Source organism: Jannaschia faecimaris, assembly GCF_900107415.1.
Lineage (GTDB): Bacteria > Pseudomonadota > Alphaproteobacteria > Rhodobacterales > Rhodobacteraceae > Jannaschia > Jannaschia faecimaris.
Map to the genome: position 1 here is coordinate 98,199 of NZ_FNPX01000007.1, position 14,579 is coordinate 112,777.

General features: G+C 62.7%; 13 protein-coding genes, 1 other RNA gene and 1 pseudogene. 7 read left to right on the plus strand and 8 right to left on the minus strand.

The genetic code is table 11. The annotated features are described in order from the left end of the window. Positions 1-46 precede the first annotated feature (46 nt). From BLV27_RS20105 to BLV27_RS09990, 6 genes and pseudogenes are all read right to left on the minus strand, one after another. Positions 47-169 (minus strand): annotated as a pseudogene (locus tag BLV27_RS20105) (DUF202 domain-containing protein); the annotation flags it as partial. Positions 170-318: 149 nt separating this feature from the next. Beyond that, an RNA gene (ffs, locus tag BLV27_RS09970) (signal recognition particle sRNA small type) lies at positions 319-417 on the minus strand. 45 nt (positions 418-462) lie between these two features. Further along, entirely contained in the window at positions 463-1,167 is a 705-nt protein-coding gene (locus tag BLV27_RS09975) for an alpha/beta hydrolase family protein (RefSeq protein WP_092645485.1), read from the minus strand. A 211-nt stretch (positions 1,168-1,378) separates the two neighbouring features. Then, a complete protein-coding gene (locus BLV27_RS09980; protein WP_092645488.1) occupies positions 1,379-2,143 on the minus strand; it encodes an ABC transporter permease in 765 nt (254 codons plus the stop codon). Beyond that, a complete protein-coding gene (locus BLV27_RS09985) occupies positions 2,140-3,018 on the minus strand; it encodes an ABC transporter ATP-binding protein (RefSeq protein WP_092645491.1) in 879 nt (292 codons plus the stop codon). The genes BLV27_RS09980 and BLV27_RS09985 overlap by 4 nt, the downstream gene beginning before the upstream one ends. A gap of 58 nt (positions 3,019-3,076) precedes the next feature. After that, positions 3,077-4,081 (minus strand): ABC transporter substrate-binding protein, encoded by a 1,005-nt coding sequence (locus tag BLV27_RS09990; RefSeq protein WP_092645494.1) that lies wholly within the window; start codon positions 4,079-4,081, stop codon positions 3,077-3,079. A gap of 205 nt (positions 4,082-4,286) precedes the next feature. On the opposite strand from BLV27_RS09990, the gene nudC reads away from it, so the two are divergent. Together nudC and BLV27_RS10000 are read left to right on the plus strand one after the other, a co-directional pair. After that, positions 4,287-5,228 carry an NAD(+) diphosphatase gene (nudC, locus tag BLV27_RS09995; protein WP_092645496.1) on the plus strand — a complete coding sequence of 314 codons (942 nt, stop codon included), beginning with the start codon at positions 4,287-4,289 and terminating at the stop codon, positions 5,226-5,228. A 63-nt stretch (positions 5,229-5,291) separates the two neighbouring features. Then, entirely contained in the window at positions 5,292-5,747 is a 456-nt protein-coding gene (locus BLV27_RS10000) for an SRPBCC family protein (protein WP_092645498.1), read from the plus strand. 23 nt (positions 5,748-5,770) lie between these two features. On the opposite strand, the gene BLV27_RS10005 is transcribed toward BLV27_RS10000, so the two are convergent. Then, positions 5,771-6,616, minus strand: a complete 846-nt coding sequence (locus BLV27_RS10005) for a prephenate dehydratase (protein ID WP_092645500.1) — start codon at positions 6,614-6,616, stop codon at positions 5,771-5,773. A 139-nt stretch (positions 6,617-6,755) separates the two neighbouring features. On the opposite strand from BLV27_RS10005, the gene BLV27_RS10010 reads away from it, so the two are divergent. The 5 genes from BLV27_RS10010 to BLV27_RS10030 all read left to right on the plus strand — a co-directional run bounded on the left by BLV27_RS10010 (position 6,756) and on the right by BLV27_RS10030 (position 13,115). After that, positions 6,756-7,280 carry a c-type cytochrome gene (locus BLV27_RS10010; protein ID WP_092645502.1) on the plus strand — a complete coding sequence of 175 codons (525 nt, stop codon included), beginning with the start codon at positions 6,756-6,758 and terminating at the stop codon, positions 7,278-7,280. A gap of 194 nt (positions 7,281-7,474) precedes the next feature. Further along, positions 7,475-9,313: an extracellular solute-binding protein gene (locus BLV27_RS10015; RefSeq protein ID WP_092645504.1), complete on the plus strand. Its 1,839-nt coding sequence runs from the start codon at positions 7,475-7,477 to the stop codon at positions 9,311-9,313. Between the two features lie 3 nt (positions 9,314-9,316). Beyond that, positions 9,317-10,402, plus strand: coding sequence for a microcin C ABC transporter permease YejB (locus BLV27_RS10020; protein WP_092645507.1), 1,086 nt, complete (start codon positions 9,317-9,319; stop codon positions 10,400-10,402). After that, positions 10,399-11,511: an ABC transporter permease gene (locus BLV27_RS10025; protein ID WP_092645510.1), complete on the plus strand. Its 1,113-nt coding sequence runs from the start codon at positions 10,399-10,401 to the stop codon at positions 11,509-11,511. The genes BLV27_RS10020 and BLV27_RS10025 overlap by 4 nt, the downstream gene beginning before the upstream one ends. After that, entirely contained in the window at positions 11,508-13,115 is a 1,608-nt protein-coding gene (locus BLV27_RS10030; RefSeq protein ID WP_092645512.1) for an ABC transporter ATP-binding protein, read from the plus strand. Before BLV27_RS10025 ends, BLV27_RS10030 begins: the two co-directional genes overlap by 4 nt. A 79-nt stretch (positions 13,116-13,194) precedes the next feature. On the opposite strand, the gene BLV27_RS10035 is transcribed toward BLV27_RS10030, so the two are convergent. After that, on the minus strand, positions 13,195-14,463 hold the full coding sequence (locus BLV27_RS10035; protein ID WP_092645514.1) for a D-alanyl-D-alanine carboxypeptidase family protein: 1,269 nt from the start codon (positions 14,461-14,463) through the stop codon (positions 13,195-13,197). Positions 14,464-14,579: the final 116 nt, after the last annotated feature.

A 14,579-nucleotide genomic window follows, 5' to 3' on the forward strand; every position in this document is an offset into this window, starting at 1 on the left:
TGGCTCGGCGGCCCCCAAACACGGCGCGCAGACCCACCGCAATCGCGATGGCGGCCATGCCGGTGCGCATCCAGCCCGCGAACGTGCGCTCGTTGGCCATTGCCGTGCGGTCCTCGGCCCAGTCGGTATGGTCTTGGGCGAGTTCGTTCTTGGCGGATTGGTCAGACATGGTGGGAAGTTAGGACTGTTGGGCGATTAGGCGAGCTGGGCGAAATCGTTGCACTTCGTCTTCGGGAGCTTACGCTTGGCGAAAGCCCCGGTCACACATCATGTCGTTGAGGAAGGAACCCGACAAATTCGCGAGATGAAAAAGCGGGATGGTGAGAGGCTGGACGACGACCCAAACGGGACTCGCTGTGGCTGCTTCCTTCCGGACCTGACCAGGTTGGCAAGACGCTTGCCCGCGCCAACCTCTCACAGGTCAAATAGGACGCCCGAGGCGGGGATGCAACCTCAGTCGATCTACTCTTCGAGCCGGACCCAGGCGTCGGCGGCAATATCTTCACCGCGTTCGTATAACCAGTGATTCTGTCCCTCCAGCCGCACGAGTTCGAAGGGATGACCGGCCGCCGCTATTGTCCGGCCCGCGTCACGGGCGGGGCCGAAGGGGAAAACCCGATCGACCGATCCGAGGTAGTGGCGGACGGGTACGCCGGTCTCGACCGCGATGACGTGTTCCTCCGACAAAGTTCCGGCGTGAACGGCGACTGCGCGCCAGGGGCCGTCGAAGCGGTTAGCCCAGACCTGCGCCGCGATTCCGCCCCGTAAGTGGTCGAAGTGGACGATCCGCGCGGTGTCCACCGGATAGAGCCCCGAAGCCGGCGCAAGTACGGCCAGCGCGCTGCGCGGATCGGGCAAGCCCTTGTCCCAACCCTGAATGCTGTCGAAATCGGGTGCGATCAGTACCACGCCCTGCGCCGCAGCCACTTCGTGCCACATGTTGATCATGCTTTGCCCATTTCGGCCCGATCCGTGCAGAAGGATCAAAGTCGGACGCGGCGGCCCGTCAACCGGACCGGCACCCCACCAGACGACGCCGCTGTCGATCCGGTACTGGGTGCCCTGCGTCGGGTCCGGCGAATAGCGGGTGCTGCGCGCATGAGAGGTCAGGTCTGTTCGGCTGATCTCCCGAAAACGGGCCGGGCCGCGGCGCAACAGTGGCGACACGCATCGTCATCGGCTCCGAGACCTCCTAAAGGTCGGCTTTGCCCAATAAGGGCAGGGCCATGAGTATGCCCCGTGCCTCAAGTGCCACTGGCACAGCAAGGGCAAGCACCCCCAACAGGATGATCAGGAGGGTCAGGCGAAGGGCGCGCGTGGGAAACTCCGGGTCAGGTCTGCCACGGAGTTCGCATTCGACCGTGACTACAATCGGGCGTCAGCCGGGAGATCTCTCGGCCCAGCCCGCGAAAACGCGCTCCAAGAAGACCACGACATAGAACAGCGCTATGCCCAGCACCGCCAGCGCGATCAGCACGGCGAACATCAGCGGGTAATCCGCGTTGATTTTGCCTGAATCGAACAGGTGGCCCAGCCCGCGCCCATGCGGTTCGACGATCTCCATCAGGTTTGTGCCGATGAACGCCAGCGTGACCGCGACCTTCAGCGCGCCAAAGAACTCGGGCAGGGTCTTGGGCAGGGCGATCTTGCGGAAGATGGTGAACTTGGAGGCCCCGAGGCTGCGCAGGATATCGCGATATTCCGGCTCAAGCGTGCTCAACCCGATGCTGACTGATACGGCGATCGGGAAGAATGAGATCATGAAGGCGATCAGGATCGTGTTCAGGTCATGCTGCCCGATGAACAGTAGCGCGATCACCGGTACCACGGTGGCCTTGGGGATGGCGTTGAAGCCGACCAACAGGGGGTAGAGCGCCTCGCGCGCCGTGCGGCTGAAGCCCATGACCATGCCCAGAAGGGTACCGAAGACAACAGCCAGAAGAAGGCCCGCGATGGTCCGCCAGAGCGTCTGCCAGCCGTATTCGAGGAAGAGCCATTTGTATTTCACGAAAGCGGGACCAAGGTCGCTGGGTGAAGCCATCTTGTAATTCGGCCAGCCATTCGCCCAGACCAGCAACTCCCACGCCAGCAGGAATGCGACGATGGCGGCGAGCGGCACGGCGATCTTGCGCAAGGTGTTCATCGCGGGGCCTCCGTCGACGGGTCCTGCGCGGTGGCGGCCACATGTTCCGTCGGGGTGCCGGCGACGCCCGGCACGGCCCGGGGTTTATGGGCGGCCTCGGTTTCCCGCCCTTGGGCGATCTGAATTTCCCGGCGCAATTGGGCCAGCAACTCCACCGCCCGAGGGGCATAGAGATCATCGAGGCCCCGCGGCCCCGGCAAGTCGATTTCCACCACGGTCTGTGCCCGCGCCGGCCGGGCCGAGAACACCACTGTCCGGTCCGAGAGGAACACCGATTCCCGCAGGTCGTGGGTTATAAGCACGCAGGTGAATTTCTCCTTGGCCCGCAACTCGTGCATCGTTTGCCACAGGTCCTCGCGGGTGAAGGCGTCCAATGCGCCGAACGGCTCGTCCAGGATCAGAACCTCGGGGCGGTGCACGATGGAGCGGCAGAGTGAGGCGCGTTGGCGCATACCCCCCGACAGCTCCGAAGGTTTCTTGTCCTCGAACCCTTCGAGCCCTACCAGCGCCAGCAATTCGCGGGCGCGGTCCTGTTGCTGCACCTTCGACATAGACGTGCCGACGATCTCCAGCGGCAGCATCACGTTCTGAAGGATCGTGCGCCATTCCAGAAGGACGGGGTTCTGAAAAGCCATGCCCACGGTCTTGCGCGGTCCGGTGACCGGCTGCCCGCCCAGGCGCACGATGCCCTGATCGGGTTTCATCAACCCGGCAATCAACCGCGTCAGCGTGGATTTCCCGCACCCCGATGGGCCGACGACGGCGGTAAAACTGCCCTCGGGCATGTCCATTGAGAGGTCGTCAAGAACCGGAAGCGGCCCCGCCGCCGTTTGATAGGCATGCGTGACGTGTTCGAGGGCGATCGGAAGGGACATGGCGGTCTTTCAAAGTCGGGGTGGCCATCCATTGAAACGGGGGCCACCCCGGTTGCGATTACTTCAGCATACGGTCCGACGCAGCGGGCAGGTAAGCGTCGGTGAAGTAAAGGGCGGCGTCCGGCTCGGTCTGGAACTCATAGACCATCTTTGTCTGCTCGATCGCGCTTGCCATTCTGTCCGCGTCGATGCCGCCAAGGCCGTTTTCCATGACGTAAGGCGTCAGGACGTTGGCGTCGATCGACAGTTGCAATCGGCGTTCCTCCAGATCGGTATCGCCGGCCGGATTGCGGTCGATCACGGCCTGAGCACCCATGGCCGGGTCCGCGATGACGTCTTTCCAGCCCTTGGCGACCGCGCGCAGGAAGCCGGTGACGGCTTCGGGGTTGGCCTCGGCGAAGTCGGTGTTGACGATGATCGCGTTGCCGTAAAGCTCGAGTCCGTGATCGGCCATCAGGATTGTCGAGATGTCGTCCTCCGGCACGCCCAGGCGCACGAGGTTGAGGTAGGACGAGAAGCTGAAGCCGGTCACGGCGTCGACTTCACCCTCGGCCAGCATGGGTTCACGGGTCGGGAACCCGACCGGCTCCACCGTGACCTTGCTGACATCGATGCCGGCGGTTTCGGCGAAGATCGGGAACTGCGCCCAGGCCCCGTCGGGGGGCGGCGCGCCCAGAACGTGGTTTTCAAGGTCCTTTGGTTCCGACACGCCTTGCGACTTGCGACCCACGATGGCGAAGGGCGGCTTGTCGTAGATCATCATCACGGCCGTGACGGGTGCCCCTGGATTCTGGTCGAGGAACCGCATCAGCGAATTGATGTCGGCGAATCCGACCGGGAAGGCCCCGGTCGCGACCTTCGGTATCGCGTCGAGCGAGCCTTGGCCGGCGCTGATCTCGACCGAAAGGTCTTCGGCGGCGAAATGGCCGTTGTCGACGGCGGCGAAGTAAGCTGCGGAAGGGCCCTCGAATTTCCAGTCGAGTGCGAAAGGCATCTCGGTCTGGGCGGCGACAGGCGCGGCGAGCGTGAGAGCAGCCACAAAGCTGCTGAATTTGATGAACATCTGCAATCTCCCCTGAGTTCGGCCGCCAGAGTTTCGATTTACCGACCGGTGAGGGCCAGAGGTGGCGGCAAACGAGGGGAGGCTGCACGCGAGAGTGCGACCGTTTCAAGCGATTCTTAGCTCAGATGCCCAGTTTTGGGGCGCGTGGGGCCTTGCCCCCGACCCTCGGATACTCTTGGAAAGGGAAAATTTTGGGAGCCGAGCGATGAAACACGCCGAGACCGTCACCTTCGGGGGCGGAGGACTGGACCGTGCAGAGGATCTGCGCCGCCATCCCGAGATCCTTGAAACATTGCCGGTGAAAACCTTGCCGATGTGGCGCGGCAAGCCGCTGATGAATGCGGCGCGCGATGGGTTGGCGTTGATGGACGGCCATGCCTTCGCCAATCTTGGCACGCCTGTTCTGCTGGGACGGGTCGAAGAGGCCGCAGTTTTCGCGCGCGACATCTCGCGGCTGGAGGTCACGGGGGTCGCCGACACGCTGGGCGCTTTCATCGACGACAGCGAGCAGACGCATTCGGATCTGCCCGAGGGGACGGCGTTCTGTGAGTTGCGCCAGATGATGACCCGGCTTGCGGCGTTCGATGCGGAGCTTGCGGCGACGGCGCGCGGGGTACTGGAATGGCACCGCACACATGGTTTCTGCGCCAATTGCGGGGTCGAAACGCAGGTCGGCAAAGCCGGCTGGATGCGAGCCTGTGCGGGGTGCGGACGCGCGCATTTCCCACGCACCGACCCGGTGGTGATCATGCTTGTGACGCGGGGCAATTCCGTCCTGCTGGGCCGGTCGCCGGGCTGGCCCGACGGATTTTTCAGCTGCCTTGCCGGGTTCATGGAACCGGGCGAGACGATGGAAGCCGCCGTGCGCCGCGAAGTCTGGGAGGAGACGGGTGTGCGCGTTGGGCCGGTCAACTACCTTGCCAGTCAGCCTTGGCCATTCCCCGGCAGCCTGATGTTCGGTGCTCACGGCGAGGCGATCAGTGAAACCATCGAGATCGACCCGGAGGAAATCGCCGAAGCCCTCTGGCTCAGTCGCGAAGAACTTGCGGAGGTTTTTGCCGGAACTCATCCGCGCATCCTGCCCGCCCGCGAGGGGGCGATCGCACATTTTCTTCTGAAGAACTGGTTGGCCGACACGCTGACATAAGGCCTCCTCTTTGCCGGCAGCCGTGCGGAGGATAAGGAGGAGATCAGTCAAGGAGAGACCCCAATGAAATTCGTCGCCACCGAGGATGTAGCCGCCCCGATCGACGCCGTCTGGGCGAGGGTTTGTGATCTTGAGGCTTTCGAAAGACGCGCGGCGCAGCGGGTCGGCGGCATCCGGCGCAATCCGTCGGGGCCTCCGGGACAGGGCACTGAATGGACCGGTACGGCCGAGATCATGGGCAAGACCCGCGCAATCACGGTGACCGCGGCCACGCTGGCGGCCCCGACGCAGTTGGTGGCCGAGGCCGTGACGGACGGGATGAACATCACAATCCAGGTCGAGCTTGTCGGGTTAGGGCCGCGGTTGACCCGCCTCACCGTGACCAGCGAGGGCAAGGCCCGCAGCCTGACGGCGCGCCTGATGTTGCAATCGGCCAAGTTGGCCCGGAAGACTATGGCCAAGCGCTACAAGGCGCGGATCGCGGACTTCGCGTCGCGGGTGGAGAAGACGGCGGGCTGAGCCCCGAATTAGGTTTCGCGCGCCTATGCGGCCCCACCGTCGAAATGGTCGGGATCGGCCGGGTAGACGCCCAGGATATTCAGTTCGGAGCAGAAGTATGCGAGTTCCTCAAGCGCTCGCGCGACGGGCGGATCTTCGGGATGGCCTTCGATATCAGAATAGAACTGGGTCGCGGTGAATTGCCCGTCGATCATGTAGGATTCCAGTTTGACCATGTTCACGCCATTCGTGGCGAACCCGCCCATTGCCTTGTAAAGCGCAGCGGGCATGTTGCGAACGCGGAAGACGAATGTCGTTTTCACCGGGCCATTGTCAGGGCGGGGCCAATCGGGCGTGCGCGACATGATGACAAAGCGGGTCGTGTTGTGCCCATGGTCTTCGATGTCACGGGCAAGCACATGCAATCCGTATGTCTGCGCCGCCAGAACCGACGCGAGCACGCCCTCGGATCGCTCCCCGTGCTCCGCCAGCTCAGCGGCGGCCCCGGCGCTGTCGGCGGCGGCCTCGGAGGTGATGCCGCGGGCGTCCAGCCAGCCGCGCGCCTGCGGGATCAGGACGAGGTGCGCGCGAACGTGACGGATATCTTCCAGCGGCACACCCGGCAGGGCCATCAGCGCGATTCGTACTCGGATGAACGCCTCGCCTACGATATGCAGGCCGGACTCCGGTAGCAGGCGGTGGATGTCGGCCACGCGGCCATACGTCGAGTTCTCGACCGGCAACATTGCAAGATCCGCACGGTGGTCGCGCACGGCCGCGATACAGTCCTCGAAAGTGGCGCAGGGCAGAGGCGTGTGATCGGGGTGGGCCTGAACGCAGGCTTCATGGGAATAGGCCCCAAGCTCCCCCTGAAACGCGATCTTTCCCATGTTCAATCCTCTTGATCCGGTGCAAAATCCGGCGCTGATGCGTATGGTCGCAGCCTGTATCCCTTGCGCGCCCCCTAGGAAACCACATACATGGCGCGCAAAGATATGATGACGTGAAGAACGAGCAAGGGGTGCCCGAATGGACACGATGACGATTACCAAAGCCGGCGGTGCCTTCTGCGGTGCCCTTCTGGTGCTTCTGCTGGGTGCCTGGGCCGGAGAAAGCCTGTACCACGTTGGCGGGGTCGCCCACGAAGGTGAAGAGCACGCCCAAGGTTACGCAATCGAAGTTCCCGACTCCGGCGACGGAACCGAGACGGCCGATGCCGAGCCTGAAGTGCCGTTCGAGGAGGTCTTTGTGAACGCCTCCGCCGAAGAAGGTGAGAAACTTTGGCGGCAGTGCGCCTCCTGTCACAAGTTGGAATCCGGTGCGAACGCTACGGGTCCGTATCTCGCCGGCATTGTAGGTCGCGACAAAGGGGCCGCCGAGGGTTACGCTTATTCGGAGATACTGGCCACGATGGACGGCGACTGGACCCCCGAGAACCTGTCGGGCTTCCTGCTGAACCCCAAGGAGTATGCGCCGGGTACCAAGATGGCCTATCGCGGGATGGATGACGTGAACGATCGCGCCAACCTTATTGCCTATCTCGCCGAGCAGTAAGCGTCGCGCGCAGACGTCCAGACAAGGGCCCGCTTCGGCGGGCCTTTCGCATGTTCGGAGCGTAGGTCGGCACGATTGAACGGACCATTGCGGCAACATGCCGCTCCTGCTCACCGGCAAGTGTTGGGCGGGGCCTTGAATATCTTGCTCACGCCTCGTTACCTGCATCAAATATCCTTTTGGGAGAGTTCGCCATGTTCCGACGTCTCGCACTTCTTGCCGTCATCGCCGCCGCGCCGGCCTTGGCGCAGGACACGACGCCGGATTACGGGATATCGACCTTCCCCGGAGGCGAGTTGAAGTATCAGCCCGGTTTCACCCACCTCGACTACGTGAACCCCGTTGCGCCCAAAGGTGGGGAGATCAGCGTCTGGGCTTTTGGGTCTTTCGACTCGATGAACCCCTACACGCCAAAGGGTCGCGCGGCGGGGCTGTCCTCCGCTCCCTATGAAAGCCTGCTGGTGGGCACGGCGGACGAGATTGGTACATCCTACTGCCTCATTTGCAACTCGATGGACTACCCAGAGGACCGCAGCGAAGTGACCTTCACCCTGCGCGATGACGTGTTCTTCTCGTCCGGCGAAAAACTGACGGCCGATGACGTCGTCTTCAGCTACGAGACGTTCCGCGACAAGGGCCTGCCCAGCTTCCGCGCCGTCTTGCAGACGCAGGTCGAGACCGCAGAAGCTATCGATCCGCTGACCGTGCGGTTTATCTTCAAGGAAGGGATCCCGACGCGCGAGCTGCCGGCCACCGTGGGCGGCCTTCCGATCTTCTCCAAGGCCGACTTCGAGGAGAGGGGCATCGACTTCGAAGAAAGTACGCTCGAGCCACACATCGGCAGCGGACCCTATGTTCTCGAAAGTATGGATATCGGTCGGTCGGTCACATACCGTCGCCGCGACGACTATTGGGGTGCCGATCATCCACTCAACATCGGATCCAACAATTTCGACAGCATCCGCATTGAGTATTACGCGGATTATGACGCGGCTTTTCAGGGCTTCAAGGGGGGCAACTATACCTTCCGCAACGAGGCTTCGTCGAAATCATGGGCCACCGGCTATGACTTTCCGGCAGTGCAGGATGGCAGCGTGATCACTGCGGAATTGCCCGACGGCTCCATCGCCACCTCTCAAAGCTTTGTCTTCAACCTGCGTCGCGACAAGTTCTCCGACCCGCGTGTCCGCGAAGCAATCGGCCTTATGTTCAATTTCGAGTGGTCGGACGCGACACTGTTCTACGGCATCTATGATCGGATCGAGAGTTTCTGGGAAAATACCGAACTCAAGGCCGTGGGCCTGCCCTCGGAAGCGGAATTGGAAGTCCTGGGTCCGCTGGTCGACCAGGGCTTGTTGGACGCGTCCATCCTGACCGAGGAGGCCGTCGTGCCCCCCAGATCGGGCGACCGCCAATTGGACCGGGGCAACCTGAGAGACGCGTCGCGCTTGCTGGATGAGGCAGGATGGGCCGTTGGCGACGACGGCATTCGCCGCAAGGACGGTCGCACGCTATCGGTCGAATTTCTCAACGATAGCCAGACATTCGACCGCGTCATCAATCCCTTTGTCGAGAATCTGACCCGCTTGGGCGTCGAGGCTCGCATGACACGTATCGACAACGCCCAGATGCAGGAGCGCGAGCGCAGCTACGACTTCGACATCATCACCCATCAGATGCCCATGTCCTTCGTGCCCGGCTCCGGTTTGCGCCAGTATTTCGGATCGCAGACGGCGAACGATTCCGCATTCAACCTGATGGGTCTGGCCGATCCGGGCATCGACGCGCTGATCAAGGCAGTCGAGGGAGCAGCAACCGAGGAGGCGCTGCACGTCGCCATCTCTGCCCTCGACCGGGCACTGCGGGCCGAGCGATTCTGGATTCCCCAATGGTTCAAGCCTGTGCACACGGTCGCCTACTACAACTACCTGCGCTATCCGGACCCGCTGCCGCCCTATGCGCTGGGCAATCTCAGCTTCTGGTGGGCCGACCAAGAAGCTTTTGACAAACTCAAAGCCGACGGAGCGTTCTGAGCCTTGGGTGCCTACATCCTCAGACGACTTCTGCTGATCATTCCCACACTGATCGGCATCATGGTCATCAATTTCTCACTGATCCAGTTCGTCCCCGGCGGGCCGGTGGAGCAGGTTCTGGCCCAATTGCAGGGTGAAGGCGACGCCTTCGCCAACATCGCCGGTGGCGGGGACGGGGCAGGGGCCGAGCAATTCGACAACGACAGCGGCTATCAGGGCGCGCGGGGTCTGCCACCCGAGTTCATCGCCGAGTTGGAGCGGCAGTTCGGGTTCGACAGGCCGCCGCTGGAACGCTTTCTCAACATGATGTGGGACTACATGCGCTTCGACTTCGGGGAGAGCTATTTCCGTTCCATCTCCGTCGTTGACCTGGTTTTGGAAAAGCTGCCGGTGTCCCTGTCTCTTGGGCTTTGGTCGACCCTTCTGGCCTATTGCATCTCCATCCCGCTGGGTATTCGCAAGGCGGTGCGCGACGGCTCCGCCTTCGATAGCTGGACCTCGGGCATCGTGATCGTCGCCTATGCCATCCCGGCGTTCCTGTTCGCGATCCTGCTACTCGTGCTTTTCGCGGGCGGTTCCTATTACAAGATATTCCCTCTGCGCGGCCTGACGTCATCGGACTTCGACCAATTGTCGACCGTTGGAAAAGTGCTCGACTACTTCTGGCACCTGACCCTGCCGACGCTGGCAATTACGATATCGTCCTTCGCGGGTCTGACTCTGCTGACCAAGAACTCCTTCCTAGATGAAATCCGCAAGCAATACGTCGTTACCGCCAAGGCCAAGGGCCTGCCGGAGAGCCGCGTCCTTTATGGTCATGTGTTCCGCAACGCGATGCTGATCGTGATCGCGGGGTTCCCGGCGGCCTTTGTCGGCGTGTTCTTCGGCGCATCGCTCATCATCGAGACGATCTTCTCGCTCGACGGTCTGGGCCGTCTGGGCCTGGAGGCGGTCGTAAGCCGCGACTACCCGGTCGTGTTCGGAACTTTGTTCGCGTTTTCCCTGCTGGGCCTGTTGATGAACCTGGTGACGGACCTGACCTATATCTTTGTCGACCCGCGTATCGATTTCGAGAGCCGAGAGACATGACGCTGTCCCCTCTGAACGCCCGCCGCTGGCGCAATTTCAAGAAGAACCGCCGCGCCGTCTGGTCGCTTTGGTTGTTCGCCGTCCTGTTCGGGCTGTCGCTTTTTGCCGAACTGCTGGCCAACGACAAGCCCCTTTTGGTCAGTTATCAGGGCGAGCTGCGATCCCCGATCATTTCGTTCTATTCCGAGCAGGATTTCGGCGGCTATTTTCAGACGGAAGCCACCTACCGAGAGGTCGAAGTCCAATGCCTGATCATCGCGGGGGGCATCGAAGACCCCTGCCTTGACGACCCCGAGGGCATCATCGCCGAGGTGCAGGCGTCGGGCACGGCCTTGGGCGAGCCGGTTGAGGCCGGCTGGCTCCTCTGGCCGCCCATCCCCTACAGCTACAACACAGTCAACAACATCGACGGCGCGGCCCCGTCCGCACCAGATGCCAACCATTGGCTTGGTACCGACGACACGGCGCGCGACGTGCTGGCCCGCGTGATCTACGGCTTCCGCCTGTCGGTGGCTTTCGCGCTGATCGTGACGGTCCTGTCGTCCCTCCTCGGCATCGCGGCGGGTGCCGTGCAGGGGTATTTCGGCGGCTGGACTGACCTCATATTGCAGCGCATCGTCGAGATTTGGGGCTCCACCCCTTCACTTTACGTCATCATCATCGTGGTCGCGATCATTCCAGTGTCGTTCTGGCTCTTGGTCGGGCTCACCGTCCTATTCGGCTGGATCGGCCTCGTCGGCGTGGTGCGCGCGGAGTTCCTGAGGGCGCGGAATTTCGAGTATGTCCGAGCGGCCAAGGCGCTGGGCGTGTCGGACCGCGTCATAATGTTCCGCCACGTCCTGCCCAACGCCATGGTTGCCACGCTGACCTTCCTGCCCTTCCTGGTAACCGGTGCGATCGGCGGTCTCGCCTCGCTCGACTTCCTCGGCTTCGGCCTGCCGTCGTCGTCGCCATCGCTCGGGGAACTGACGCTTCAGGCCAAGCAGAACCTTCAGGCCCCGTGGCTGGGTTTCACCGCCTTCACCACCTTTGCGATCATGCTGTCGCTGCTGGTGTTCATCTTCGAGGGTGTTCGTGATGCCTTCGACCCGCGAAAGACCTTTTCATGAGCCTGCTCGACGTCCGCGACCTGAAGATCGCATTCCGTCAGGACGGGGTTGAAAACCTGGCGGTCAAAGGCGTGAGCTTTTCCGTCGAGAAGGGCGAAACGGTCGCCCTCGTGGGGGAGTCAGGGTCTGGCAAGTCCATCACTGCCCTCTCTACCGTTGCCCTTCTGCCGGATGCGGCGGAAGTCTCCGGCTCCGTCACCTATGACGGTGCCCAGATGATCGGCGCGCCCGAGGCCGAGCTGCGCCGCGTGCGCGGCAATGATATCAGCTTCATCTTTCAGGAGCCGATGACCTCGCTCAACCCGCTGCACACGATCGAGAAGCAGCTGCGCGAGAGCATCGAATTGCATCAGGGTCTGCGTGGCAGCGCCGTGCGCGCGCGTATTCTAGACTTGCTTGAAAAGGTCGGAATCGACGATGCGGAGCGCCGCCTGCCGGCCTATCCCCACGAATTATCCGGCGGACAACGTCAACGCGTGATGATCGCCATGGCGCTCGCCAATGGTCCTGACCTGCTTATCGCCGACGAGCCGACAACGGCGCTAGATGTGACCATTCAGGCTCAGATCCTCGAACTTTTGGCCAAGCTCAAACGGGACGAAGGCATGTCGATGCTCTTCATTACGCACGATTTGGGAATCGTGCGCCGCTTCGCTGACCGGGTTTGTGTCATGCAAAGGGGCGAGATCGTCGAGACGGGTCCGGTGGCGGAGATCTTTGACGCTCCGAAACATCCCTACACGCAGATGCTGCTGGCCGCCGAACCGAGGGGGGTGCCGGAGCCGGTTCCCGCGGACGCATCGGAGATCGCCTCGACCGAGCATCTGAAGATCTGGTTTCCGATCACCAAGGGCCTTCTCAAGCGAACCGCGGGCTACGTAAAGGCGGTCAACGCGGCGACACTCTCGGTCCGTGCGGGCGAGACAATGGGAATCGTTGGTGAATCCGGGTCGGGCAAGACCACGCTGGCGCTGGCGATCATGCGGCTGATCTCCTCCGAGGGGCCGATCACGCTGGAAGGTCGCCGCATCGACGGGTTGCAATCCAAGGCACTGCGGCCCCTGCGCCAGTCGATGCAGATTGTTTTCCAGGATCCTTACGGCAGTCTTTCCCCCCGAATGACCGTCGCCGAGATCGTGGCCGAAGGCCTGATACTGCATGACACCGGCGATAGCCGCCCCCACCGGGAACAGGTGTCCGAAATTCTGAATGAAGTAGGCATTGATCCGGCGTCGATGGATCGCTACCCGCACGAGTTTTCGGGCGGGCAGCGGCAACGTATCGCGATCGCCCGCGCCATGATCCTGCGGCCCAAGCTTGTCGTGCTGGATGAGCCGACCTCCGCGCTGGACCAGACGGTACAGGTGCAGATCGTCGATCTTTTGCGCGATCTGCAAAGACGCTATGGCTTGGCCTACCTTTTCATTTCCCATGACCTGCGGGTCGTGCGCGCGCTGGCGCACAAGGTTATCGTGATGAAACGCGGCGATGTGGTCGAGGCGGGTGACGCGGCGCAGGTTTTCGACGCACCCGCCGCCCCGTACACCCGCAAGCTGATGGCCGCGGCATTCCACCTCAAGGCCGAGGATACGGTTGCCAGTTGATGCAAAAAGGCGGTCCCGACGGACCGCCTTTGGTGTTTCTAGATTATCCGGGGCGGACGTTCGGCCTCCAGCAGATCCGTCAGCCGCCGATGACCACGTCGCAATCGACGTCGCGTGCGCGGAGCCGAGTGCACGCGCGCTCGGCGCTGCGTTGCGAAAGGCCCACGAAACTGGGCGCAAATCCGTTGCGCACCCGATCGACCCGGCGCAACGCCTGATCCAGAGTGTCGAGCTCTTGCAAGGCGGTCCGCAGCAACAACTTGTCTGCGGCGGATCTCGACCCCTGAGAACTCAAGGCGATCCCGTATTCATTTCCCGCCGTCGACGCGCGGGTCACGACGACGCGCGCTGGTTCGCCTTCCGGCCGCGGCTCGGGCTGCACGACGGATACGGTCGGGGCCGAGGCCGAGGCATAGACCGTTCCGCCGGATGGCGTTCCGCGCATCTGCGGGCGCATCGATACGGCAGGGGCCGTTGGGCCCGTGGTCGTTGGGCCGCCATAGACCGGCAGGCTGGGCCGGCGTTCGGTCACGTGCTGCGGGGCGTTTGCAAAGCCGAGGTCCAGCAGCTCCGCGATGCGTTCATTCCGCGTCGCGGTCGAACGCCCCCCGAAGACTGTGGCGATGATGCGCACACCGCCCCGCTCGGCCGATGAAACGAGGTTGAAGCCGGCGGCACTGGTATAGCCGGTCTTGATCCCATCTGCCCCCCGGTAGGCATCCAGCAGACGGCGGTTCGTGTTGCGCACGCGGGTCACGCCGGCATCTGTCGTGCGCCGTGAGAACAGGTTGTAATATTGAGGATAATCATAGAACAGCCGCCGGCCCAACGTCGTCATGTCGCGCGCGGTGCTCAGGTGGCCCGAAGCGGTCAGGCCATGGGCGTTTCGAAATGTCGTGTTCGTCATGCCGAGCGCGCGCGCGGTGCGGGTCATCCGTTCGGCAAATGCGCTCTCGGAACCGGCGATGGCCTCGCCGATGGCTGTGGCGGCATCGTTCGCGGATTTCACTGCAGCCGCGCGGATGAGATAGCGGAACGCGATGCGCTGTCCGGACCGCAGACCAAGCTTGGACGGAACCTCGTTGGCGGCGTTCCGGCTGACGCGGACTTCGGTGTCCAGCGTGATCTCTCCCTGACGAACCGCTTCGAACGCGATGTACAGCGTCATCATCTTTGTCAGCGATGCGGGATGCAGGCGCGTGTCGGCATTCCGTGAGCGGATCACCTCACCCGTGCGGGCGTCGATTACCATCTCCGCATAGGGGGCTGCTTTGGCCATCGGGATGGCGGCCAGCCAGATTGCACAGAAGGTAGCGAGCCCCAAAAGGACTGTTCGGATCATGTTCATTTTCACAAGACTGCTCTGTCTGCCTGGGCCCCGATCTTGTCGCCGGTGACCTGTGTGAATGTAGGATCAGTCTAACCTGAAAAGACGGCAGGAATCCACTGTTCAAAGCGGTGCCC